Genomic DNA, 21,352 nt, shown 5'->3' with positions numbered 1-21,352 from the left:
GGGCACCGGTTCGCGTCACGCCAGCACATCAGCCCCTGCGGTGCAACGTCGCGTCCGGCGTTGCACCGCACGCACGTGGGCCGCGATGTCAGCCTTTTTTACCGCTTCCCTTTGCTTCGGCTTCCCCCCTACCATGGCTTTCGTTTATACGGTCATTTGAACGTCATCCGGCGCTGTTAACGCGCGCAACGAAAGATGACGTTCCAACCGGGAGGGGCTTTTGATGATTCTTCGACGACTCGGCGCTGCTGCGGCAGCCGCTGCCACGCTTGTATTCGCGTCGCCTGCGTTTGCTGTGACCGAGATTCAGTGGTGGCACGCGATGACCGGCGCCAACAACGACGTCATCGTCAAGCTGGCCAACGACTTCAACGCCTCGCAGTCCGACTACAAGGTGATCCCGACCTACAAGGGCGGCTACGCCGACACCATGAACGCCGGCATCGCCGCATTCCGCGCCGGCAACGCGCCGCACATCATGCAGGTGTTCGAGGTCGGCACCGCGACCATGATGGCCGCCACCGGCGCCGTCAAACCGGTCTACAAGCTGATGGCCGATGCCGGCGAGAAGTTCGATCCGAGTGTCTATCTGCCCGCGATCACCGGCTACTACTCGACCTCGAAGGGCGAGATGCTGTCGTTCCCCTTCAACTCGTCGTCGACCGTGATGTGGGTCAATCTCGACGCGCTGAAGAAGGCCAACATCGCGGAGATCCCGAAGACCTGGCCGCAAGTGTTCGAGGACGCCAAGAAGCTGAAGGCGGCCGGCTACACCAACTGCGGCTTCTCCGGCTCGTGGGTCACCTGGGTCAATCTCGAGCAGCTCTCGGCCTGGCACAACGTGCCGCTCGCCAGCAAGGCCAACGGCCTCGACGGCTTCGACACCGTGCTCGAATTCAACGGCCCGTTGCAAGTCAAGCATCTCGAGAACCTGGTCGAGCTGCAGAAGGACAAGACCTACGACTACGCCGGCCGCACCAACACCGGCGAAGGCCGCTTTACCGCGGGTGAGTGTCCGATCTACCTGACCTCGTCGGCCTTCTTCGGCAACGTCAAGGCGCAGGCCAAGTTCAACTTCACCGCCGCGCCGATGCCGTATTATCCCGACGTCAAGGGCGCGCCGCAAAACTCGATCATCGGCGGCGCCTCGCTCTGGGTGATGGGCGGCAAGTCGGCCGAGGAATACAAGGGCGTGGCCAAGTTCCTGACCTTCCTCTCGGACACCGATCGCCAAATCTGGATCCACAAGGCCTCGGGCTATCTGCCGATCACCAAGGCAGCCTACGCCAAGGCCAAGGAAGAGGGCTTCTACAAGGACCAGCCCTATCTGGAGACGCCGCTGCTCGAGCTCACCAACAAGGAGCCGACCGAGAATTCCCGCGGTCTACGCCTCGGCAACATGGTGCAGCTGCGCGACATGTGGTCGGAAGAGATCGAGCAGGCGCTGGCCGGCAAGAAGACCGCCAAGCAGGCGCTGGACTCGGCCGTCGAGCGCGGCAACCAGATGCTGCGGCAGTTTGAAAAGACCGCCGTCCACTGACATGATGTCTTGAGACCTCAACCGGCAGGCCGCGACAAGCGGCCTGCCATTTTGCCGAGATCATGCAAAAGCAATCGATTTTCCAATCAAAGCTGTTGCCTTACGCGCTGGTTGCCCCGCAACTCGCAATCGTTCTGATCTTTTTCTACTGGCCGGCCGCGCAGGCGGTGATCCAATCCTTCCTGCTGCAGGACGCCTTCGGCCTTTCGACCACCTTCGTGTGGTTCGAGAACTATCTCGAATTGTTCAAGGACCCGGCCTATTTCGCGGCGATCGTCCGAACCTTCGCGTTCTCGCTTGCGATCGCGGTCTCCTCGCTGTCGTTCGCGCTGCTGCTCGCTGTCATGGCCGACAAGCCGCTGCGCGGCTCGATGCTCTACCGTACGCTGCTGATCTGGCCGTATGCCGTCGCCCCGCCAGTGGTCGGCGTGCTCTGGGTGTTCATGCTGCACCCCTCGCTCGGCGTGCTGTCGCGCTATCTGCGCGCCATGGGCGTCGACTGGAATCCGCTGCTCAACGGCGACCAGGCGGCGGCCCTGATCATCCTCGCCGCGGCCTGGAAGCAGATTTCCTACAATTTCCTGTTCTTCCTTGCCGGGCTGCAGAGCATACCGAAGAGCGTGATCGAGGCCGCCGCGATCGACGGCGCCCGCCCGATGCGGCGGTTCTGGACCGTGATCTTCCCGCTGCTGTCGCCGACCATCTTCTTCCTGCTGGTCATCAACATCGTCTACGCCTTCTTCGACACCTTCGGCATCATCGACACGATGACCCGCGGCGGCCCCGGCAAGGCAACCGAAACGCTGGTCTACAAGGTCTATACCGATGGCCTGCTCGGCGGCAATCTCGGCTCCTCGGCGGCGCAGTCGGTCATCCTGATGGTCATCGTCATCGTGCTGACCGGCATCCAGTTCCGCTTCGTCGAACGCAAGGTAACCTACTGATGGTCGAGGAGGAGGGCTTCCAGCGCTATCTGGCTCACGCCATCCTGTGGATCGGGATCGCGATCGTCGCCTTCCCGGTCTATCTGGCAATCGTCGCCTCGACCCAGGACAACGCCGTCATCGCCAACGGCCAGATGTCGCTGTTGCCCGGCGGCCATTTCTTCGAGACCTACTACCAGACACTGTTTGTCGGCACGAGCGGCTCGACCCGCGAGCCGGTGCTCAACATGATGCTGAACTCGCTGATCATGGCGCTCCTGATCGCGGTCGGCAAAATCGCGATCTCGATCATCTCGGCCTACGCGATCGTCTATTTCCGCTTTCCGTTCCGGATGGCGATCTTCTGGATCATCTTCATCACCTTGATGCTGCCGGTCGAGGTGCGCATCTATCCGACCTACAAGATCGTCGCCGATCTGCATCTGCTCGACAGCTATGCCGGCCTGTCGCTGCCGCTGATCGCCTCCGCCACCGCGACGCTGCTGTTCCGGCAGTTCTTCATGACCGTGCCGGACGAGTTGCTGGAAGCCTCGCGGATCGACGGCGCGGGCCCGTTCCGCTTCTTCTGGGATACGCTGCTGCCGCTGTCGCGCACCAACATGGCCGCGTTGTTCGTGATCCTGTTCATCCTCGGCTGGAATCAGTATCTCTGGCCGCTCTTGATCACCACGCGCGATGACATGCAGACCATCCAGGTCGGCATCCGCAAGATGATCACCACGACCGACGCGCTGACCGAATGGCCCGTGGTGATGGCGACCGCGCTGCTCGCGATGCTGCCGCCGGTGTTCGTCGTCGTCGTGATGCAGAAACTGTTCGTGCGCGGATTGGTGGAGACGGAAAAGTAATGGCTAACGTCACGCTGCGCAGCGTCCGCAAGACCTATCCCGGCGGCTTCGAGGCCATCAAGGGCGTCGATGTCGACGTCGGCGACGGCCAGTTCTGCGTGCTGGTCGGGCCAAGCGGCTGCGGCAAGTCCACCCTGCTGCGCATGGTCGCTGGCCTCGAGACCATCACCGGCGGCGAGATCGACATCGGCGGCCGCATCGTCAACCAGATCGAGCCCGCCGATCGCGACATCGCGATGGTGTTCCAGAACTATGCGCTCTATCCGCATATGAGCGTCTACAACAACATGGCCTACGGCCTGCGCAACCGCGGCATGGCCGAAGCCGAGATCAAGACCCGCGTCGAGGAAGCCGCGCGCGTCCTCGAGCTGTCGCCGATGCTGGAGCGCAAGCCGCGGCAGCTTTCCGGCGGCCAGCGCCAGCGCGTCGCGATGGGCCGTGCCATCGTGCGGCAGCCGAAAGTCTTCCTGTTCGACGAGCCGCTGTCGAACCTCGACGCCAAGCTACGCATCGCGATGCGAGTCGAGATCCGCAAGCTGCAGCGCCGGCTCAACACCACCTCGATCTATGTCACCCACGACCAGCTCGAGGCGATGACGCTCGCGGACATCCTCGTGGTCATGAATGGTGGCCAGGTCGAGCAGATCGGCAATCCGCTGGATATCTATCAGAAGCCGGCGACCACCTTCGTCGCCTCCTTCATCGGCGCCCCGCCGATGAACCTGATGCCGCTGCGTTCGGACGAGCTGACCTCCCAGATCGCGGGCGCCGACGGCGCCGGCATCGTCGGCATCCGGCCGGAGGATTTCGTGATCACAAGCGAGACCGCATCCGGCGGCGTCGCGCTCGGCCTGACGGTCGAGGCGATCGAGCACGTCGGCGCCGAGACCTTCGTCTACGGCAGCCGCCAGCGCGAGGAACGGGCCATCGCCGCCAATCCGGGCGAGCTGCCGCCGGGCGAAGTGATCGTCCGGGTTCCCGGCGCCACGGGGCCTGCGATCGGCGAGCAGATCCGGGCGGTCGCGCCCCGCGACAAACTGCATCTTTTTACCGCTGACGGTCGCAAGCGCGTCGGCCCGTAACCGATCAGGAACGATTGGGGGCCATCCTGGCGCGTTTTGGAGCGAAGTGGACACCGGTTCGCGCGAAGAAAACGCGCCCAAAACAAATAGTGGAGCATATCGGTCCTGATTTGATCAGAACCGATATGCGCCAGGCGGCATTTACGCTGGTTTCAGAGGCGCTTGAACGCTATCCAGATCACTCCCATATTGGCTTATGACCGACGGGCAAGCGGCCCGCCGGTTGCATGGGGTGCCGCAAGGGCCCCTCAAAGTCGCTTCGAGAGGACTTTGTAATGTCTCGTGTTCCATCGTTGTCCAGTCCGTTCCTTCTGGGATTCGACGAGATCGAGCGTGCGCTCGACCGCGTCGTGAAGGGCGCTGACGGCTATCCTCCGTACAATATCGAGCGGTGCGACCGTACCAACGGGCAGCCCGAAAGGCTGCGCATCACGTTGGCGGTGGCGGGCTTCACCCGCGACCAACTCGATGTAACTATTGAGGAAAATCAGCTCGTCATCCGCGGCCGCCAGCAGGACGACAAGGCTCGGCAATACATCCATCGCGGCATCGCCGCGCGCCACTTCCAGCGCACCTTCGTGCTGGCGGAGGGGATGCAGGTGCTGGGCGCGGATCTGAAGAACGGGTTGTTGTCGATCGACCTGGCCAGGCCAGAACCTGAACGGGTCGTTAAGACAATCGCTATCAATGAGCACGAATAATAGAAACAACGAGCGGACTCGACCGCTTATCTGACTGAGGAGTCGAGACCATGAGTGAAGCCAATATCATCTACCAGTCCGAGAGCGTCACGCCGGAAGCACTGGCCCATCTGGGCGAGGGCCATATCGCCTATGTGAAGCAGGTCCGTTCCGAAGACGTGCCGGATCTCTTTCCGCAGGCGCCGAAGATCGCGCCGGGCCTCAAGCTGTTCGCACTGCATGCCGCCGACGGCACGCCGATCATGCTGACCGACAGCCGCGAAGCCGCGATCGCGAACGCCTGGAGCAACGAGTTGCAGGCCGTCAGCGTTCACTAACGCAAATCTACTGAAGGACGGCTAATTCAGCATCCGCGAGTTCAATGCGCGGGCTCGCCTCGACACCGATCGAGGCGGCCCGCGCATTTTTTATGACGACGCCGCCCGGATCAATCGATCAGGACCTGTCGTGCTCCTCCGAAATGTCCTTGTTGGTGTAGTCGGGCATCATCGCGGTCGCGACAATGCTGACCACCGCGCAGAACAGAATGTAGAGCGCGATCACGTAGCCGGAGCCGGTGGCGGCCAGCAGCGCGGTGGCGATCAACGGTGCCGGTCCGCCCGATATGACCGAGGAGAGCTGGTAGCCCATCGAGCAGCCGCTGTAGCGCAGTCGCGGCGTGAAGCATTCGGCGATCAGCGCCGCCTGCGGACCATACATCAGGTCGTGCGGCACGAATGACAGCACGATGGCGATGAAGATCAGCGCCGGCGCCGCGGTGTTGAGCAGGCCGAAATAGGCGAAGCCAAACAGCCCGGTCAGAACTGCGCCGATCAGATACATCCGCTTGCGCCCGATGCGGTCCGACAGGTGCCCGGCCAGCGGGATGGTGACGAGCGAGACGAGACCGGCACAGATCAGGCAGATCAGCAGGAAGTCGCGGTCCTGATGGATGACCTGGGTGCCGTAGGCGAACACGAAGGCGAGATAGATGTAGGCCGGCGCCTGTTCGGCCATCCGCGCCAGCGCCGCGAGGATGATCGACCGCGGCTGCCGCTTGATCACCTCGAGGACCGGAACGCGTGCGACGCGATTCTCGGCCACGATCCGCCGGAACGTCGGCGTCTCCATGATGCCGAGCCGGATGTAGAGCCCGATCGCGATCATCACGAGGCTGAGCAGGAACGGGATGCGCCAGCCCCAGACCAGGAACTGGTCGCCGGAGATTCGGCTGAACACCAGCACCGCGATATTTGCCAGCAGCAACCCGGCGGGGCCGCCGAGCTGCGGCCACGAGGTGATGAAGCCGCGGTGCTGGTTGGTCCGCGCCCACTCCATCGAGAGCAGCACCGAGCCACCCCACTCGCCACCGACACCGATACCCTGGATGAAACGGATGACGGTCAGGATGACGGCACCCCAGATGCCGATCTGGTCATAGGTGGGGACGAGGCCAACCGCCGCGGTGGCGATGCCGGTCATCAGCAGCGTGGCGATCAGCGTCGCCTTGCGGCCGATGCGATCGCCGAAGTGGCCGAAGATCGCGGCACCGATCGGCCGCGCGATGAAGCCCACCGTGTAGATGGCGAAGGCCTCCAGCACGCCAACCAGGGGATCGGACTTGGGAAAGAACAGCTTGCCGAAGACCAGGCCGGTCACCGTGCTGTAGAGCAGAAAGTCGTACCATTCGATGGTGGTACCTACCGTGCTGGCAATCAATGCGCGACGCAATTGCGCATGATGCTCGGCTTCCGGGAGCGGGGCGACCGCAATGTCCAATGTCGTCATCGTACATCTCCCTGGCCCGACATGTTCGGGCCATCTGGAATGCGTTTCATCCACCGTCCACGGCAGTGGAAGGCGGTATCGATGCCCGGTTATTTGTTTGGTTGGGGCAGGGCCGCAAATGCGCGGGGCGTGCCCATGCAGGCCTTAAGGAAGCCGGTCCTGGATTGCGCGCGGCCTAACCGATCGCCATCGCGGGAGTACGACATCCCTCATGACACGGTCTTGCACGACGAAATCTAGTCCTTCGGTCCGCCCGGTAAATTCGACCTTGGTCTGTGGGAATGCTCGTCGAACATGCTCGTCGACCACTGCTGCAGCGCGGTGGCGGTCCGCGCCTTTATGGCGATGCGGTCGATGTGGCGAGCATCGGGCCCATGCAGTGCTGCACTTCGCCGGGCACATTGTAGGTGCGCATGATCGCGCGGCTGTCGCGCATGCCGCAAGCTTCCCGCTGCACCACGAACATCCAGAGCGCGTGGCCGGCTTCCCGCACCAGGATGCGCCGGGCCTGTTGGACGGATGCCGGTGCTTCGGCGCGCGGATGAGCGGCATCGAACTCGCGCAGCTTGACAAGCGCCTGCTCAAGCGCGCGGCCCATGCGTCCGAGCGCGGAGGCCTTCTCCTCGGCGAGCTCGTAAGCGAGAACGTCGACGGGAGTGCGATGGAAGCGAAAGTCGAGGGACATCGGTTATCCCCTACGGGCGCATGCACGACGATGACCCTTGACTCTTCTGGCGCGATGGGACGGTTGTCAATAGGCGCTCACGCCGGTGCTTCGGGCCGCCGACCATGGCAGCGGCCCCATTTCGCTCCGCGCCATTCCATGCTGTAATTCGTTCCCGTGACCAACGGTCCGCGCAGTCCTGAGCCTCGGAGAAGGCAACGCGATAAAGAAGAATTTCCAGCAAGAGATTATCGATTGAGGGAGATGCGACCATGCAGAGGAGCTCGCTGATCAATCTCGTTGCTTCGGTGTCGATTTCGGTCCTCGCGACCGGCGTCGCGATTTCCGCACAGGACAAATATAGCCTGCAAGTGCCCGGTGGGCTCGCGTTCTCCGAGTTCAGGGGATACGAGGACTGGTCGGTGATCGCGATCAGCGAGAACGAAGGCGTCATCGCCGTGATCCTGGGCAATCCGGCGATGATCGGCGCCTACCGCGAGGGCGTGCCCGGCAATGGCAAGCCGTTCCCGGACGGCGCCAGGATGGCGAAGATCCATTGGATTCCGAAAAAGCAGGAAGCGTATCCCGGTCAGCCAACGGTGCCGGGCGTACAACACGATGTCGACTTCATGCTGAAGGACAGCAAGCGGTTTGCGGATAGCGGCGGATGGGGATACGGCGCGTTCGAGTATGACGCGGCCTCGGATGTATTCAAGCCCGCCACCACGGCGGACAATCCGCCGCAGGAGAACGACGCGAAGTGCGGGTATGCGTGCCACACCGTGGTACAGAATCGCGATTACGTGTTCACCGAATACGGCAAGAGGTGAATGCCGATCGCGCGAGCTGGCGCTCCGTTAGCCGCGTGCGGATATCAAGCTTCAGCTTCTCGTTGGAACGGAGTTCTCGGCGCTGATTGCGCGGTCGAGGGCTTCGACCAACGCCTGAACCTCGACGAACTTGCTGCGGGCCCGCTCCGCCTTGTCACGATCGAACGGAGCGGCCAGCACTTTCGCATGCGCGTCCCTCTCCTCGATCATGCGATCGCGGGCTTTCTTCAGCGTTTCGAGTCGTTCGCTCATCCGGGTTCTCCCTTACGTAGCTTTCGCAACCGGGCCTTTAGCCGAACACCGCTGGAAGATCGCCTTTCCGGAAGAAGACCATCGGCTCATCATCATAGTCACCCATTTCGGGATCGCCGGTAGACGAGAATGCAACAACTGCGAGCTTGCTCAGCGCCAGGCGCTCTGCCGTTCGCAGTGCGCCATTTGCCGTCTTGCAGACGATCGGAGGGTCCGGCTTGAGATGCCCGCCCTTGCCGGCGTTGAACGCCTGTACGACGTAGGTTGTTTCGCTTGCCATCAAGGCTCCTTCCGCCGGACGCGGTGACGCCAAGGACGACGCGGTGCGCTCGTCGCCGGCCACGCGCATATCTCGTCGCAAATCTCAACAACCGCGACAGATATTCTTCAGCTTCGCCGCAACGCGGGCATCCTCCGCGATCAACGGGTCCTTGTATTCGGATCGCGGCGCGTTGCTATCGATGGCCGGAGGCTGCTTGACCGTCGGAGGGAACGCTGCATCATAGCAGGCGAGACGACCGACCGTGCCTTCGATCTTGTGGCAGGCCGGTTCGGCGGCGAACGCGCCTTGTGCAAGCAGGCCGGCCGCAACCGCGGCGAATAGCAGCGTTTTCATACAAGTGCCTTTCCGGGCGATCATCACACTGAGCATTTCATGATTTTGGTTGTGCGCCGGCTGCGCGCTTGCGCGTTGCCGGCCACATCAAGCGCTGGCGTGGCCAAACGCCGGCGCTGCCGAATTCATCGTCGTGTCGCCCTATCCATGCAGGAGAGCGGCAGCGGCCACCAGGAGCAGAAGAAACAGGGGAACGATCACCGGCGGCACGATCCAATCGGCCAGACGAAATCCAGACACGTATGCTCCTCATCTGTTGGCGGGAGCCCTACGTTACCCTCAGTCACCGGTGGATGCCGTGGATAGGCGGTGATGACGCGACTCTACGCTCAAGGCCGGCGAATAGCGAGCGTTTAAAACCCGGTGCGGCAACAGCGTCTGGTCGACAGCATCGACATCAAGCGCTGCCCTAGCTGCTCGAACGCTCCGCCAGACGCGCGCGGATGTCCGGCTTGAGCACCTTGCCGACCTTGGACCGCGGAAGATCGTCCCAGACCTCGATCTGCTTCGGGGTCTTGATGCTGCCGATCTGCTGCTTGACGAACGCAGCCAGCGCCGTCGCGTCGACGGATTGGCCGGCGCGCGGCTGCACCACCGCGACGATGCGCTCGCCCCATTTGTCGTCGGGCAGCCCGATGACGGCACAATCCTGCACCGCCTCGTGGGCACGCAACGCGTTCTCGACCTCGATCGAATAGACGTTGAAGCCGCCGGTGATGATCATGTCCTTGGCGCGGTCGACGATATAGAGGTAGCCGTCGCCGTCGATGTAGCCGATATCGCCGGTGTGGTGCCAGCCATGCGCCGAAGCTTCGCGCGTGGCCTCCGGGTTCTTGTAGTAGCCTTCCATGACAAGCGAACCACGCACCACGATCTCGCCGCGCGATCCGGCGGGCAACAGCTTGCCGTCGCCATCCATGATGCCGGCCTGCACCAGCGGGCCGATCCGCCCCGCGGAGGCAAGGCGCTCCATCGCGATGCTGCCGTCCGGATTGTAGTGATCGGCGGGTGCCATCATCGAGATCATCATCGGCGCCTCGGTCTGGCCGAACAGCTGCGCCATCGGCCCGATCCGCTTCAGGGCCTCGGCGAGCCGCGTCGCCGAGATCGGCGCCGCGCCATACCAGAAGCATTGCAGCGAGCTGCGATCGGCTGCATCGAGCCCGGGATGATCGAGCAGCATGTAGATCACGGTCGGCGGCAAGAACGTATGCGTGACGCGATAGCGCGCGATCAGCGCGAGGAATTCGCCAATGTCAGGGTGGTGCATGATCACGACGCGGCCGCCCAACGTCATGATCGGAAAACAAAGCACGCCGGCGGCATGGGTCAGCGGCGCCAGCGCGAGATAGATCGGACGGCCCTTGAACGGGTAGCCCATCAGGGTCAGCGCGGTCATCGCCTCGATGTTGCGCCCGGAGAGCATCACGCCCTTGGGCTTGCCGGTGGTCCCGCCGGTGCCCGGGATCATCGCGAGATCGTCGATCGTGTCGCGCTGATAGACATCATCGGCGAGACCGCCGAGCCAGCGCTCGAACGACGGCGCGAACGGCAATTCAGTATCGAGGCAGACCAGCGCGCGCAGCTTGGGCAGATCCTGCCGCACGGCTTCAACCATCGGCGCGAAGCTCGAATGAAACAACAGCAGGCTGCAATCGAACTGGTCGAGGATGAACTTGTTCTCGGTCGCCTCGTTGCGCGGATTGATCGGGCACCACACCGCGGCCGCGCGCGAGATGCCGAACACACAGGCGAAGGCGAGTGGATCGTTGCCGGACAGGATCGCGACTTTCTCACCGGGCGCGACGCCCGATCGCTCGAGCCCGCGCGCGACCCGGTAGCTCAGCCGCTGTACGTCGCCATAGCTGAGGTCGCGACCGTCCATGGTGAGGCACGGCGCGTCGGCGCCTAGCGAGGCACCCTTGTCGAGATAATCGATGAAGCGCATGGCAGGTCTCGCGCGAGGGGCGGGTGACGCGCGACTGCGTCACCCGCGGAGGCGGCGTTTTCGAGCAAATCGGATACCGGTCCGATTGACGAAAACGCTTCAGGGAGCGGCGTGTTGAGCCCCGATCCGATCGGGGTTCAAGCTCAATCGTGCACGGTCAGGACCGGCTTGCCGACCAGACCGAAGCTGCGCAATTGCCCGAGCAGCTCGTGATGCCCGAACGCCTGGCAGCCGGAGGCGAAGCCGACGCGCTTGGGCGGCTGCTGCAGCAAATACGCCGCGGCAAAGGCCTGCATCAGGCCGGTCTGCTTGTAGTTGCTGTTGCCGTAGATGACGCAGTGCGCGCGCCCCAGCGGGCCGGAGGCGTACACCGAATCCATCGACTTGTTGACGCGCGGGTTCTCGCGCGGCGGCATGGTGTTCATCACGCCGGCCGCGGTCTGCGCCAGCGCGGCGTAGCGCTCGTCGGGCTTCATGTCCTTGGTCGCCTCCAGCGCGGCGGCGACGATCTGCGGCACGCCCAGCATCAGCGCGCGGTTGAACACGCCGCCCAGCACCTTCACGTTGGCCACGCGCGGATCGCGCTTGAACCACACCGGGTGCGAGGTGCCGCCCCAAGGCAGCGCCAGCGCCAGCTCGTGCTGGCCGGGGATGGCGAGATTGTAGAGGCCGGCATCGGGCTGATGCTCGACGTACTTGTTCTGCTCCAGGTAGTAGGCCTTGGCCATCGCGGCGTTGACCAGGATGGTCTGCGTCGAGGCAATGGTCGGGCTGCCGCCCCAGAACACGGCGATATCAAGCGTGTCGAGGCCGGGCGTTTCCAGGCACAGCTGCGCGGCGATCTCGCCGGTGGTGTACATCTGCGCGATGCCCGGCGCGAGCAGCAGGCCGGCATTGGCGAACTTGGTGCCGAACTCCTGTTCGAGCGTGATCAGCCAGTCCTGTTCGCCTGTCGTGTCGGTGTAGTGGCACTTGGCAGCCAGACAGGCCTGCACCACCTCGGTGCCGAATTTGGCGAACGGACCCACGGTGTTGAGCACCACCGAGGCGCCTTTGAACAATTCGGTCAGCGCGGCCGCGGTGTGCGGCACCGTCACCACCTCGTAGTCGGCGGTCTCGATGCCGGCCACGTTCGACTTCATCGCGGCATTGAGCTTCTCGCCGCTGCGGCCGGCGGCGATGAAGGGGATGTTGTACTCGCGCAGATATTCGCAGACCAGCCGGCCGGTGTAGCCGGATGCGCCATAGACGATGACGGGCTTCTTCTCGCTCATTGCGATCCTCCGAAATGTGTGTTGTCGGCTTTGTTGCTACATGCCCATTCCGCCATCGACCGGCAGACCGATACCGGTGATGAAGCGGGCCTCGTTCGAGCACAGGAACACCGCGGCGTCGGCGATGTCGGAGACCTCGGCGAGCTTGCCGAGCGGCGTCTGCTCCACCACCGAGCCGACGGCGGCGTTGACGTCGGGCGCGAGACCGATCTTCACGATGTCATTGGCGAGCTGGAGGCCCATGTCGGTCGGGATCAGGCCTGGGTAGATGCAGTTCACCCGCACCCCATAGCCGAGCTTGCCGGCTTCCATCGCGCCGACCCGCGTCATGCGATCGACTGCGGACTTGGTGCCGGAATAGACCGCGATGCTCGGAAAGGCGATCGTCGCCGCGACCGAGGCGATGTTGACGACCGCGCCGCCTTTGCCCGCGGCTCCGCCCGGCCGCATCGCGCGGAAGGCGTGCTTCATGCCGAGCACGGTGCCGACGATGTTGACCTCGCACATGCGGCGCGCGTCCTCGGCCTTGATGTCGGCGACCAGCGAGGTGATCTCGATGCCGGCATTGTTGATCAGGATGTCGTAGCCGCCCAGCGTTTCGACCGTCGCAGCGGCGGCCCGCTCCCATTGCGCGTCGTCGGTGACGTCGAGCTTGATGAAGCCGGTCTTGACGCCAGCCTTGGCGATCTCGGCGGCGCTTGCCTTGCCGGCATCGTCAAGGATGTCGCCGATCATGACCGCGGCGCCGGACCGCGCCAGCGCCTGCGCGATGGCTGCGCCAATTCCCCGGGCACCGCCGGTGACCAGGGCTTTCCTGCCTTCAAGGCTCTTCCCACTCATGACGTAGTCCTCCCTTTGCTTGATGATTTTGATCGGTGCCGCAGCCGGCGGCAGCACGGGCCGGCGGTCTGCAGATTCTCAGCGCATTGGTGGTGGCGGCCGGCGTCGGCGGGGCGCAGCGTAGGCGCGCCCGGGCAGTGCATTTCCTCCTGATGTCGTTAGGTCAGCCGTCTTGACGGTTGTCCAAATTATTGGGCCAACCCTCGTCCAGTAACTTGACACTTGTCAAGCCTGAATTTGACAAGTGTCAAAGAGGATGATTGTGAAGAGGTGGAGTGCGCCGCGGTTCGCGCGGTATAAGTTTGCTTGAGGGAAGAGACAGGAAAGGCACGAGATGGCGCGGCAAGCGACAGGAGCGGCCCAACGCGTGGCGGTGGCGGCCGAGACGCTGCGCGACGAGAAGTTCAACGCGCGGCGCATCGAACTTGCGGAGGCCGCGCTGGAAACGCTCGGCGAGCTCGGCTTCGCGCGCACCAGCCTGCGCGAGATCGCGCAAAACTCCGCGTTCACGCATGGCGTGTTTCACTACTACTTCAGCGACAAGCTCGATCTGATCTGCTGCTGTGTCCGTCACTACAAGGCGAAATGCGTGACGCGCTACGACGAGGTGGTGACGACGGCACGAAGCCGCGACGAATTGACCGAAGGCTTCCTCGCCAAGCTCGCGGCGACGTTGCAGGACGAAGCCCGCATGCACCGGCTCTGGTACGATCTGCGCTCGCAGGCGATGTTCGAGCCGGCGTTCCGCAAGGACGTGCTCGAGATCGACAAGAGCCTGGAAGCAATGATCTGGCGCATCGCCACGCGCTACGCAGAGTTGGGCAACAGGAAGCCGGCATCGTCTCCGGCCGCGCTCTACGCGCTGTTCGACGGCCTGTTCCAGAGCGCGCTGCTCAGGCACCTCGCCAGCGACGAGAAGGCCGTCCCCGATCTGCTCGACGAAGTCCGCCGTCTGCTGCCGACGATCTGCTGAGAGAATTGCGAACGCTTCGTAGCCCGACGATTGCGCATCGGCATGCGTCAATGCGTGACGTATTGACTACGCACCGATGTCAGTCGCGCGAGCGAATTCGCGAGTGCGGATGACTACGCCGCGCTCGCCGGCGGCAGCGCGAGCACCGAGTAGATCGCCTGCGCGTCGCGCGAGGCACGCAGCTTCTTGGCGACGTCCTGGTCGCGCAGCAGGCGAGCGATGCGCGCCAGCGCCTTGAGGTGATCGGCGCCGGCACCTTCCGGTGCCAGCAGCAGGAAGATCAGATCGACCGGCTGGCCATCCATCGCCTCGAAATCGATCGGGCGCTCGAGGCGGGCGAAGAAGCCGAACAGCTTCTCAAGCTTGGGCAGCTTGCCGTGCGGAATGGCGACGCCATAGCCGACCGCCGTGGTGCCGAGCTTCTCGCGTTGCAGCAGCACCTCGAACACGGCGCGTTCGTTCTGCCCGGTCAGCGCAGACGCGCGCGCCGCGAGTTCCTGCAGCGCCTGCTTCTTGCTGATGACTTTCAAAGCCGGAAGTATCGCCTCGGGTGCGACCAAATCGGTAATCGGCATTGGGGCGTTCCGAGGTGAATGAACCGTCAGGTTGCGAAATAGGCTTTACAGCGGCGGCGTCAAGAAGTTGAGGCGGGATGCGGGCTTAGCCCGGGTCCAACTGGCAGGGCTTCTACTCCAACGTATCGGCGGTGCCAACACCTGCGAACCCTGTTCCGCCCCCATTATTGCTGGAGGCGGCGGACCATAAGCAGGGCTGGCTTCGGACGTCAATGCCATGGGCCAACTATCCTCAGGGGCTCACCGCCGGCGGATCGACCCAGCCGACATTGCCGTCCGTACGGCGGTATATGATGTTCAACCGGCCACTGCCGCCATGCTGGAATACCAGGCAGGAGGCGCCGGTCAGATCGAGCTCCATGACGGCTTCGCTGACCGACAGCCGCTTCAGCGCAGTGGTTGCCTCGGCAATGATCACGGGGCTGTATTCGGTGACCTCGTCCTCGTTCTCCGGCGCCTCGATGACGTAGCTCGGCGCGTCGAGCCCGACGCCGTTCAATTCGGCAAACGCAGCGTTCGCGGTGTAGGTCTTGCGGGCGGAGCGGTCCTTGAGCCGACTCTTGTAGCGGCGCAGGCGCTTCTCGATCATCAGGAGCGCGGCGTCCGCGCTGGCATAGGCGTCGGCGGCGTTGGACTCAGCTTCCAATGTGATGCCGGAATCCAGATGCAGCGAGCAGTCGGTGCGGAAACCGAAGCCATCCTTGCTCAGCGTGATGTGACCGGAATAGTTGCCATCAAAATACTTTCGCAGGACCTCGTCGGTGCGCTCGCTGACGCGCGCACGAAGCGCCTCGCCGATGCTGATGCTCTTTCCCGAGATTCGAAGGGTCATTTGATGCCTCAATTGCTGGATGCCTCGATCACTCTTGCAGGAGCATGATTTTTGCTGGGCTTCCGGTCACCTCCCTTGCTGGACGACGCTTCGCCAGGAAAGATTGAGACTATCGCGATTTGACGCGAACGCAACGAGCGCATGAACCTGCCCGTACTCGGACGGGGTCATGCTCTAGAAGTAACCTAAACGGGGGCTGTATCGCGCGAGCGGTCGGGCGAGGCGGCAGGAGCCGAAAGGGCATTACCGAGCATGCTCTGTTTGTCACGGCGGCGCTGCACCGAGGATGGTATCCGCATCGCCTCGCGGTACTTCGCGACGGTGCGGCGAGCAATATCAATGCCTGAAGCGCGCAAACGTTCCACGATCGTGTCGTCAGACAGGATCGCCGACGGCGCCTCGCCGTCGATCAACTGCTTGATGTGGTGACGCACCGCTTCGGCCGAATGCGCCTCGCCGCCGTCGGCGGACGCGATCGACGCGGTGAAAAAATACTTCAATTCAAAACTGCCGCGATTGGTCGCCATGTATTTGTTGGCGGTGACGCGCGACACTGTCGATTCATGCATCTGGATCGCATCCGCCACCGCCTTCAGATTGAGCGGCCGGAGGTGCGCGACGCCATAGGTGAAGAATCCGTCCTGCTGGCGGACGATTTCGGTTGCGACCTTCAGGATGGTTCGGGCGCGCTGATCGAGCGCGCGGACCAGCCAGGTCGCGTTCTGCAGGCAATCGGTGAAGTACGACTTGTCACCGTCCTTGCGGATCGTCTTCGACAGCTCAGAGTAATAGGTCTGGTTGACCAGGACGCGCGGCAGAGTGTCGCTGTTGAGCTCGACATGCCAGCCGCCGTCGGGGCCCGGACGCACATAGACGTCGGGCACCATGGTCTGCGTCCGCGCGGTGCCGAACTTCAGCCCGGGCTTCGGATCGAGCCGGCGGATCTCGGCGATCATGTCGGTGATGTCTTCGTCATCGACGCCGCACAGCTTTCGCAAGGCCGCGATATCGCGCTTGGCGAGCAGATCGAGATGCTCGACCAGCGCCTGCATCGCCGGATCGTAGCGATCGAGCTCGCGCAGCTGGATCGCCAGGCACTCGCTGAGGTTTCGCGCGCACACGCCCGGCGGATCGAACTTCTGCAGCACCGCGACGACCTCGTCGACTGCCTGCTGCGAGGCACCGAGCCGCTCGGCGGCCTGGCCGAGATCGGCCGGCAGGTAGCCGGCGTCGTCGACCAGGTCGATCAGATACTGCCCGATCATGCGCTGCGCCGGCGCCGAGAACGCCACCGCGAGCTGTTCGGCGAGGTGGTCGGCAAGCGTCAGCTCGGCGGCCACGAAGGCTTCGAGATTGTATTCGTCGTCGCTGGAGGCGCCACCGCCCCATTCGGTATAGACCGACGGAGCTGCGTCCTGCGCGGCGCGCGCGGCGGCTTCGGCCGGTTCCTCGGAGAACACGTTGTCGAGCCCGGTATCGAGCGTCTGCTCGATCTCGGCGCGGGTGCCGAGGTCGCGGTTCAGCCATTCCTCCTGGCCGGGCTCAAAGGCGGCCTCGCCGCCCGAGCCTGCGGCCATGTCGGACGCGTCGCCGTCGTCTCCATAGCTCGAGGAACCGTCGGAATCGCCGTAGTCCGGCCGCTCCATGGCCGGCTCGCCCGCCACCGGCGGTTCCGGCCCATCGGCGGCCCGATCGAGCAGCGGATTGCGCTCCAGCTCTTCCTCGACAAAGGCCGACAGATCCAGGTTCGACAGTTGCAGCAGCTTGATCGCCTGCATCAGCTGCGGCGTCATCACCAGCGACTGCGACTGGCGGAACTCTAGTCTTTGCGTCAGTGCCATGGAGGCAAGATCGATTCCAAAAATTGGCTCGATTCTTGCTTATCTTAGTCCGCTTGGGATGTACACGGCTTGACGTATGCAAAATTTGGGCTAAAGGCGGAATTCCTCGCCAAGGTAAAGCCTGCGTACATCGGGATCGTTAACGATCTCCTCCGGGCTTCCCTCAGTCAAGATCTCACCGGCATAGACGATGTAGGCGCGGTCGGTCAGGCCGAGCGTCTCGCGGACATTGTGGTCGGTGATGAGCACGCCGATGCCGCGATTGGTCAGATGTCGGACGAGGTCCTGAATGTCGCCGACCGCGATCGGGTCGATGCCGGCGAACGGCTCGTCGAGCAGCATGTAATTCGGACGCGTCGCCAGCGCGCGCGCAATCTCGACGCGGCGGCGCTCGCCGCCGGACAGCGCGATCGACGGGCTCTTGCGCAGCCGCGTGATGTTGAATTCGTCGAGCAGCGAATCCAGCTCATGCTCGCGCTTCTTCTTCGAGGGCTCGACGACCTCGAGCACCGCGCGGATGTTCTGCTCGACCGTCAGGCCGCGGAAGATCGAGGCTTCCTGCGGCAGATAGCCGATGCCGAGGCGCGCGCGCTGATACATCGGCAGCTTGGTGACGTCGTGGCCGTCGAGCTCGATCGCGCCACGATCCGCCTTGATCAGGCCGGTGATCATGTAGAACACCGTGGTCTTGCCGGCGCCGTTCGGCCCGAGCAGGCCGACCGCCTCGCCGCGGCGCACATAGATGCTGACGCCGCGCACCACCTGGCGGCTGCCAAAACTCTTTTCCACGCTGTGCACAGCCAGATAGCCCGGCCGCTTGATGAGCTGCGGCGCCGAAGCGGCGTTGTTCCTGGCGGGCCTCGCCCGCGCCGGGGCGGGCGCTGCTGCGGGTTGGGATCGCGGCAGCTCGACGGCGGGAACCGGAGCGGCACGCGCCATCGGCGGCGCGTCGCGCACCGGTGACGTCAGCATCTCGCCGAACTGGTCGTCGAGCGCCGTGATGTCGTCATGCGCACGCGCAAATCCGGAACTGCGTTTCGCAGGGCGCCGCCGGAACATGCCGAGAAAATCCACCATCCCCGCTTCGCTTCAGCCTTTCACGGTGATCCCGCGACCTTGCCTGCGGACCGATCGATTCGCACGGCAAAGCGCGATCACCCGCGCCTTGAATGAATGGATGCCCCTGTCCCGGCCGAAATAACTCCCCTCAAAGGCACATCGTCCGGCCGGGCCGCTGGAGTAGATACAGTCTCGCCCCGCGCGCTTCAACCTCGCGGTCGCAAAATATTATCTAACTTATTGATTCTACTTCACCTTACGTGAAGCTTACTTTGTGGATCCTATTTCGACTTGCTACCCGGAAGCAGTTGAAGCGGCGACGGGGCTGCAGGGGCCGTGCCGGGGGCCGCCGGCGTGCCGCAGCCACCCTTGCCGTTCTGTCCGCCCTGCGACTGCATGAACAGGCCCTGCACCTTGCCGCTGTCGGATTCCACCCGCGAGACGCCGGTGGTCATGTCGACCAGCAGGCGGTCGCCGCGCAGCACGTTCTGGCATTGGGTCAGCACCACCTGGCCGCCACCGCCGCCGAGCATGGTGATCAGATTGGTCTTGGTGTCGAAGATCGCGGTCTCGCCGGTGACGACCTGATCCTTCTGGGTGACGACGACATTGCCCTTCGCCTCCAGCCGCTTGATCGAGGACGCGCCGCCGGGGCCGGGCGTTGCCGACTGTATCGGCGCAGCGCCCTTGGCGGCCGCGCCTTTGGTGCCGGCCGGAGCAGGCGCCGGCGTCTGGGTCGACTTATCCTCGTAGAACACCACCAGCACCTTCGAGGTCATGGTGGTGTCGCCCTGCACGACCTTCACATTGCCGGCGAAGGTCGCCTCCTTCTTCTTGTCGCGCATTTCGAGCGAGGCGGCCTCGATCTGGATCGGCTGGTCGCGGTTCTGCGAAAAGCCCTGCATGGCGTTGGGAACGCCACTCATCGAGCCCTGCGCGGACGCGGCGCCAACTGCGAACAAGGTAAGCAGAAAGGCCGCGATCGCGATGCCATGCGGAAAACGTTTCATCATCAAATTCATTTCGGGTTGGCGGATTTGCGCGGCTTCGGTGACGGCGGAGGTGGCGCGGGCTCGGCGGCCGGGCTCGGATTGTTGTCGCCGAGCTTGTCCAGATTCATCACGACATTGCCTTCGAACCGCACGAGCTCGCCGCTGTTGTAGATCCTGAGGCGGTCGGCAGTCAGCGTGCCTTGGAGCAGCTTGACGTCGACATGCTCGTCCGACGACACGTTGCCCTTGTTGATGTCGACGAGGGCCTGCGTCAGCTTGGCCTCATAGCCGGTGGACGACTGCAGGAAGATATCCTGGCGCAGGTCGAGCAGCTGCTTCTTGTTGTCGAAGAAGCCGGTGCGCGCATCCATCGTCACCGTCGACTGATCCTGCTGCGCGACCTTGGCGCGGATCGTCTTCAGCTCGACGTGATCAGGATCGGTGACGTCCTGGATCGCCGCCTTTGCCCACATCTCATAGGGTCGGCCGTCGGCCGAGAAGCCGGCGATATGCGGCGATTCCATCGTGATCTTGGTGCCTGACACCACGAGGTTGTCCATCTCGACCGGCAGCTTGGGGATCATCTCGCGGAATGGATTGTAGACCGAGACGAAGATGATCGAGGCCATCGACAGCCCCACCACCGCAGGCACGGCGATGCGCAGGATCCGCACCATGCGGCTGTGCCGCGCGGCGGCGGCAAAGCGCGCCTCGAGGCCCGTGACATAGCTGGGATGCTGGGCTGGATTCTGAACCGAATTCACCTGAGCTCCAGAGGCGCGAAATTGCCCCTATTCTAGCCGGAGCCGCCCCAATATGCAGCCCGGACCTCGCGTCGCGCCCCCCAAGCCGACTTCAAGGCGGACCACGCGTGAACAGTTTGGCCGAAACGGGGCGGAACCGGCCCCACTGCGACGAATTCGGCGCCCATCAGGAACGGACGAAATCAGGAATGGGCGAAGATGTCCTCGGCCTCCCAGCCGTCGAGATCGAGTCTCGCGCGCGTCGGCAGGAAATCGAAGCAGGCTTTGGCGAGATCAGTGCGTCCCTCGCGCGCCAGCATCACATTCAACTTTTCGCGCAGCGCATGCAGGTGCAGCACGTCGGAGGCGGCATAGGCGAGCTGGGCTTCGGTGAGGCTTTGCGCACCCCAGTCGCTCGACTGCTGCTGCTTCGACAAGTCGACGTTCAGCACCTCGCGCACCAGATCCTTCAGGCCATGACGGTCGGTATAGGTGCGCGACAGGCGCGAGGCGATCTTGGTGCAATACACCGGCGCCGGCATCACGCCGAACGTGTTGTAGAGCACCGCGACGTCGAACCGGGCGAAATGGAAGATCTTGGTGATCGCAGGGTTGGCGAGCAGCGCCTTCAGGTTCGGCGAGTCGGTGTGTCCCTTCGGAATCTGGATCACGTCGGCGGTGCCGTCGCCGTTCGACATCTGCACCACGCAGAGCCGGTCGCGATGCGGATGCAGTCCCATGGTCTCGGTGTCGATCGCAACGGAATCGGTGTAGCGAGTGAGATCGGGCAGGTCGCCGCGATGCAGGCGGATGGTCATGCTGTCAAAAACCTCGTCGAATCGCTCTCGGGACAAGCTATCGTTCAATTCCCCGACAGGCGAGCGTGCATCAAGCCTTGTTGCATCTCGGTATCCGAGCCCATCAAGGGCGGAGCACCGGCAACGCGAACCTCATTGCGCACGCACAGATGGTTCCGGGTTTAGCGCCATTGTGCAGCGGAGACAATGGCTTGGGCACTCCAGAGCGCCCAC

23 protein-coding genes are annotated in these 21,352 nt (G+C 63.6%); 8 read left to right on the top strand and 15 right to left on the bottom strand.

Features of this window, described 5'->3' with window-relative positions; all coding sequences use genetic code 11:
* Positions 1-223: 223 nt before the first annotated feature.
* The 6 genes from ugpB to BraRD5C2_RS22395 all read left to right on the top strand — a co-directional run bounded on the left by ugpB (position 224) and on the right by BraRD5C2_RS22395 (position 5,432).
* The gene (ugpB, locus tag BraRD5C2_RS22420; protein ID WP_223971517.1) at positions 224-1,540 is read left to right on the top strand and encodes a sn-glycerol-3-phosphate ABC transporter substrate-binding protein UgpB; all 1,317 of its coding nucleotides are present in this window, start codon (positions 224-226) and stop codon (positions 1,538-1,540) included.
* Positions 1,541-1,602: 62 nt separating this feature from the next.
* Complete coding sequence (gene ugpA, locus BraRD5C2_RS22415; RefSeq protein WP_223971515.1) at positions 1,603-2,484, top strand: sn-glycerol-3-phosphate ABC transporter permease UgpA; 882 nt, start codon at positions 1,603-1,605, stop codon at positions 2,482-2,484.
* Positions 2,484-3,332 (top strand): sn-glycerol-3-phosphate ABC transporter permease UgpE, encoded by an 849-nt coding sequence (ugpE, locus tag BraRD5C2_RS22410; RefSeq protein ID WP_223971514.1) that lies wholly within the window; start codon positions 2,484-2,486, stop codon positions 3,330-3,332. Before ugpA ends, ugpE begins: the two co-directional genes overlap by 1 nt.
* On the top strand, positions 3,332-4,414 hold the full coding sequence (locus BraRD5C2_RS22405) for a sn-glycerol-3-phosphate import ATP-binding protein UgpC (RefSeq protein ID WP_223971510.1): 1,083 nt from the start codon (positions 3,332-3,334) through the stop codon (positions 4,412-4,414). Before ugpE ends, BraRD5C2_RS22405 begins: the two co-directional genes overlap by 1 nt.
* Before the next feature lie 275 nt (positions 4,415-4,689).
* The gene (locus BraRD5C2_RS22400; RefSeq protein ID WP_092120814.1) at positions 4,690-5,115 is read left to right on the top strand and encodes an Hsp20 family protein; all 426 of its coding nucleotides are present in this window, start codon (positions 4,690-4,692) and stop codon (positions 5,113-5,115) included.
* A gap of 50 nt (positions 5,116-5,165) precedes the next feature.
* Positions 5,166-5,432 carry a BQ00720 family protein gene (locus BraRD5C2_RS22395; RefSeq protein WP_092120817.1) on the top strand — a complete coding sequence of 89 codons (267 nt, stop codon included), beginning with the start codon at positions 5,166-5,168 and terminating at the stop codon, positions 5,430-5,432.
* 118 nt (positions 5,433-5,550) lie between these two features.
* Here BraRD5C2_RS22395 and BraRD5C2_RS22390 read toward each other — a convergent pair whose 3' ends face one another.
* Together BraRD5C2_RS22390 and BraRD5C2_RS22385 are read right to left on the bottom strand one after the other, a co-directional pair.
* Positions 5,551-6,882: an MFS transporter gene (locus tag BraRD5C2_RS22390; RefSeq protein ID WP_223971507.1), complete on the bottom strand. Its 1,332-nt coding sequence runs from the start codon at positions 6,880-6,882 to the stop codon at positions 5,551-5,553.
* Positions 6,883-7,219: 337 nt separating this feature from the next.
* Positions 7,220-7,567: a DUF6665 family protein gene (locus BraRD5C2_RS22385; protein WP_223971505.1), complete on the bottom strand. Its 348-nt coding sequence runs from the start codon at positions 7,565-7,567 to the stop codon at positions 7,220-7,222.
* Positions 7,568-7,818: 251 nt separating this feature from the next.
* Between BraRD5C2_RS22385 and BraRD5C2_RS22380 the strand changes: the two genes are divergently transcribed.
* Positions 7,819-8,376, top strand: coding sequence for a cytochrome P460 family protein (locus BraRD5C2_RS22380; RefSeq protein WP_223971504.1), 558 nt, complete (start codon positions 7,819-7,821; stop codon positions 8,374-8,376).
* Between the two features lie 51 nt (positions 8,377-8,427).
* Here BraRD5C2_RS22380 and BraRD5C2_RS22375 read toward each other — a convergent pair whose 3' ends face one another.
* The 6 genes from BraRD5C2_RS22375 to BraRD5C2_RS22350 all read right to left on the bottom strand — a co-directional run bounded on the left by BraRD5C2_RS22375 (position 8,428) and on the right by BraRD5C2_RS22350 (position 13,306).
* The gene (locus BraRD5C2_RS22375; RefSeq protein ID WP_223971503.1) at positions 8,428-8,628 is read right to left on the bottom strand and encodes a hypothetical protein; all 201 of its coding nucleotides are present in this window, start codon (positions 8,626-8,628) and stop codon (positions 8,428-8,430) included.
* 37 nt (positions 8,629-8,665) lie between these two features.
* Positions 8,666-8,908, bottom strand: coding sequence for a hypothetical protein (locus BraRD5C2_RS22370; RefSeq protein ID WP_176534631.1), 243 nt, complete (start codon positions 8,906-8,908; stop codon positions 8,666-8,668).
* Between the two features lie 84 nt (positions 8,909-8,992).
* Positions 8,993-9,268: a type VI secretion protein gene (locus BraRD5C2_RS22365; protein WP_223972531.1), complete on the bottom strand. Its 276-nt coding sequence runs from the start codon at positions 9,266-9,268 to the stop codon at positions 8,993-8,995.
* A gap of 385 nt (positions 9,269-9,653) precedes the next feature.
* A complete protein-coding gene (locus tag BraRD5C2_RS22360) occupies positions 9,654-11,192 on the bottom strand; it encodes an AMP-binding protein (protein ID WP_223971502.1) in 1,539 nt (512 codons plus the stop codon).
* Positions 11,193-11,335: 143 nt separating this feature from the next.
* Positions 11,336-12,466: a DUF5938 domain-containing protein gene (locus BraRD5C2_RS22355; protein ID WP_223971501.1), complete on the bottom strand. Its 1,131-nt coding sequence runs from the start codon at positions 12,464-12,466 to the stop codon at positions 11,336-11,338.
* Between the two features lie 36 nt (positions 12,467-12,502).
* Complete coding sequence (locus BraRD5C2_RS22350; RefSeq protein WP_223971500.1) at positions 12,503-13,306, bottom strand: SDR family NAD(P)-dependent oxidoreductase; 804 nt, start codon at positions 13,304-13,306, stop codon at positions 12,503-12,505.
* A gap of 334 nt (positions 13,307-13,640) precedes the next feature.
* Between BraRD5C2_RS22350 and BraRD5C2_RS22345 the strand changes: the two genes are divergently transcribed.
* A complete protein-coding gene (locus BraRD5C2_RS22345) occupies positions 13,641-14,279 on the top strand; it encodes a TetR/AcrR family transcriptional regulator (protein ID WP_223971499.1) in 639 nt (212 codons plus the stop codon).
* A 113-nt stretch (positions 14,280-14,392) separates the two neighbouring features.
* Here BraRD5C2_RS22345 and ptsN read toward each other — a convergent pair whose 3' ends face one another.
* From ptsN to BraRD5C2_RS22310, 7 genes are all read right to left on the bottom strand, one after another.
* On the bottom strand, positions 14,393-14,854 hold the full coding sequence (gene ptsN, locus BraRD5C2_RS22340) for a PTS IIA-like nitrogen regulatory protein PtsN (protein ID WP_029082506.1): 462 nt from the start codon (positions 14,852-14,854) through the stop codon (positions 14,393-14,395).
* 232 nt (positions 14,855-15,086) lie between these two features.
* Positions 15,087-15,686 (bottom strand): ribosome hibernation-promoting factor, HPF/YfiA family, encoded by a 600-nt coding sequence (gene hpf / locus BraRD5C2_RS22335; RefSeq protein WP_176534627.1) that lies wholly within the window; start codon positions 15,684-15,686, stop codon positions 15,087-15,089.
* A gap of 185 nt (positions 15,687-15,871) precedes the next feature.
* Entirely contained in the window at positions 15,872-17,527 is a 1,656-nt protein-coding gene (gene rpoN / locus BraRD5C2_RS22330; RefSeq protein WP_223971498.1) for an RNA polymerase factor sigma-54, read from the bottom strand.
* Positions 17,528-17,617: 90 nt separating this feature from the next.
* Positions 17,618-18,604, bottom strand: a complete 987-nt coding sequence (gene lptB / locus BraRD5C2_RS22325; RefSeq protein ID WP_223971497.1) for an LPS export ABC transporter ATP-binding protein — start codon at positions 18,602-18,604, stop codon at positions 17,618-17,620.
* A gap of 263 nt (positions 18,605-18,867) precedes the next feature.
* Entirely contained in the window at positions 18,868-19,599 is a 732-nt protein-coding gene (locus BraRD5C2_RS22320) for an LptA/OstA family protein (protein WP_374708032.1), read from the bottom strand.
* A gap of 5 nt (positions 19,600-19,604) precedes the next feature.
* Complete coding sequence (lptC, locus tag BraRD5C2_RS22315; protein WP_223971495.1) at positions 19,605-20,342, bottom strand: LPS export ABC transporter periplasmic protein LptC; 738 nt, start codon at positions 20,340-20,342, stop codon at positions 19,605-19,607.
* Between the two features lie 182 nt (positions 20,343-20,524).
* Positions 20,525-21,139 (bottom strand): ribonuclease H-like domain-containing protein, encoded by a 615-nt coding sequence (locus BraRD5C2_RS22310; protein WP_223971494.1) that lies wholly within the window; start codon positions 21,137-21,139, stop codon positions 20,525-20,527.
* Positions 21,140-21,352 lie beyond the last annotated feature (213 nt).

It is taken from the genome of Bradyrhizobium sp. RD5-C2 (assembly GCF_019972155.1).
Classification (GTDB): domain Bacteria; phylum Pseudomonadota; class Alphaproteobacteria; order Rhizobiales; family Xanthobacteraceae; genus Bradyrhizobium.
Note: the sequence above shows the minus strand (reverse complement) of the source record. Positions and strands in the feature narration are given on the sequence as shown.

Coding starts and splice junctions, on each gene's coding strand:
- ugpB (WP_223971517.1), top strand. CDS start 224: ATGATTCTTCGACGACTCGGCGCTGCTGCGGCAGCCGCTGCCACGCTT.
- ugpA (WP_223971515.1), top strand. CDS start 1,603: ATGCAAAAGCAATCGATTTTCCAATCAAAGCTGTTGCCTTACGCGCTG.
- ugpE (WP_223971514.1), top strand. CDS start 2,484: ATGGTCGAGGAGGAGGGCTTCCAGCGCTATCTGGCTCACGCCATCCTG.
- BraRD5C2_RS22405 (WP_223971510.1), top strand. CDS start 3,332: ATGGCTAACGTCACGCTGCGCAGCGTCCGCAAGACCTATCCCGGCGGC.
- BraRD5C2_RS22400 (WP_092120814.1), top strand. CDS start 4,690: ATGTCTCGTGTTCCATCGTTGTCCAGTCCGTTCCTTCTGGGATTCGAC.
- BraRD5C2_RS22395 (WP_092120817.1), top strand. CDS start 5,166: ATGAGTGAAGCCAATATCATCTACCAGTCCGAGAGCGTCACGCCGGAA.
- BraRD5C2_RS22390 (WP_223971507.1), bottom strand. CDS start 6,882: ATGACGACATTGGACATTGCGGTCGCCCCGCTCCCGGAAGCCGAGCAT.
- BraRD5C2_RS22385 (WP_223971505.1), bottom strand. CDS start 7,567: ATGTCCCTCGACTTTCGCTTCCATCGCACTCCCGTCGACGTTCTCGCT.
- BraRD5C2_RS22380 (WP_223971504.1), top strand. CDS start 7,819: ATGCAGAGGAGCTCGCTGATCAATCTCGTTGCTTCGGTGTCGATTTCG.
- BraRD5C2_RS22375 (WP_223971503.1), bottom strand. CDS start 8,628: ATGAGCGAACGACTCGAAACGCTGAAGAAAGCCCGCGATCGCATGATC.
- BraRD5C2_RS22370 (WP_176534631.1), bottom strand. CDS start 8,908: ATGGCAAGCGAAACAACCTACGTCGTACAGGCGTTCAACGCCGGCAAG.
- BraRD5C2_RS22365 (WP_223972531.1), bottom strand. CDS start 9,268: ATGATCGCCCGGAAAGGCACTTGTATGAAAACGCTGCTATTCGCCGCG.
- BraRD5C2_RS22360 (WP_223971502.1), bottom strand. CDS start 11,192: ATGCGCTTCATCGATTATCTCGACAAGGGTGCCTCGCTAGGCGCCGAC.
- BraRD5C2_RS22355 (WP_223971501.1), bottom strand. CDS start 12,466: ATGAGCGAGAAGAAGCCCGTCATCGTCTATGGCGCATCCGGCTACACC.
- BraRD5C2_RS22350 (WP_223971500.1), bottom strand. CDS start 13,306: ATGAGTGGGAAGAGCCTTGAAGGCAGGAAAGCCCTGGTCACCGGCGGT.
- BraRD5C2_RS22345 (WP_223971499.1), top strand. CDS start 13,641: ATGGCGCGGCAAGCGACAGGAGCGGCCCAACGCGTGGCGGTGGCGGCC.
- ptsN (WP_029082506.1), bottom strand. CDS start 14,854: ATGCCGATTACCGATTTGGTCGCACCCGAGGCGATACTTCCGGCTTTG.
- hpf (WP_176534627.1), bottom strand. CDS start 15,686: ATGACCCTTCGAATCTCGGGAAAGAGCATCAGCATCGGCGAGGCGCTT.
- rpoN (WP_223971498.1), bottom strand. CDS start 17,527: ATGGCACTGACGCAAAGACTAGAGTTCCGCCAGTCGCAGTCGCTGGTG.
- lptB (WP_223971497.1), bottom strand. CDS start 18,604: ATGGTGGATTTTCTCGGCATGTTCCGGCGGCGCCCTGCGAAACGCAGT.
- BraRD5C2_RS22320 (WP_374708032.1), bottom strand. CDS start 19,599: ATGATGAAACGTTTTCCGCATGGCATCGCGATCGCGGCCTTTCTGCTT.
- BraRD5C2_RS22310 (WP_223971494.1), bottom strand. CDS start 21,139: ATGACCATCCGCCTGCATCGCGGCGACCTGCCCGATCTCACTCGCTAC.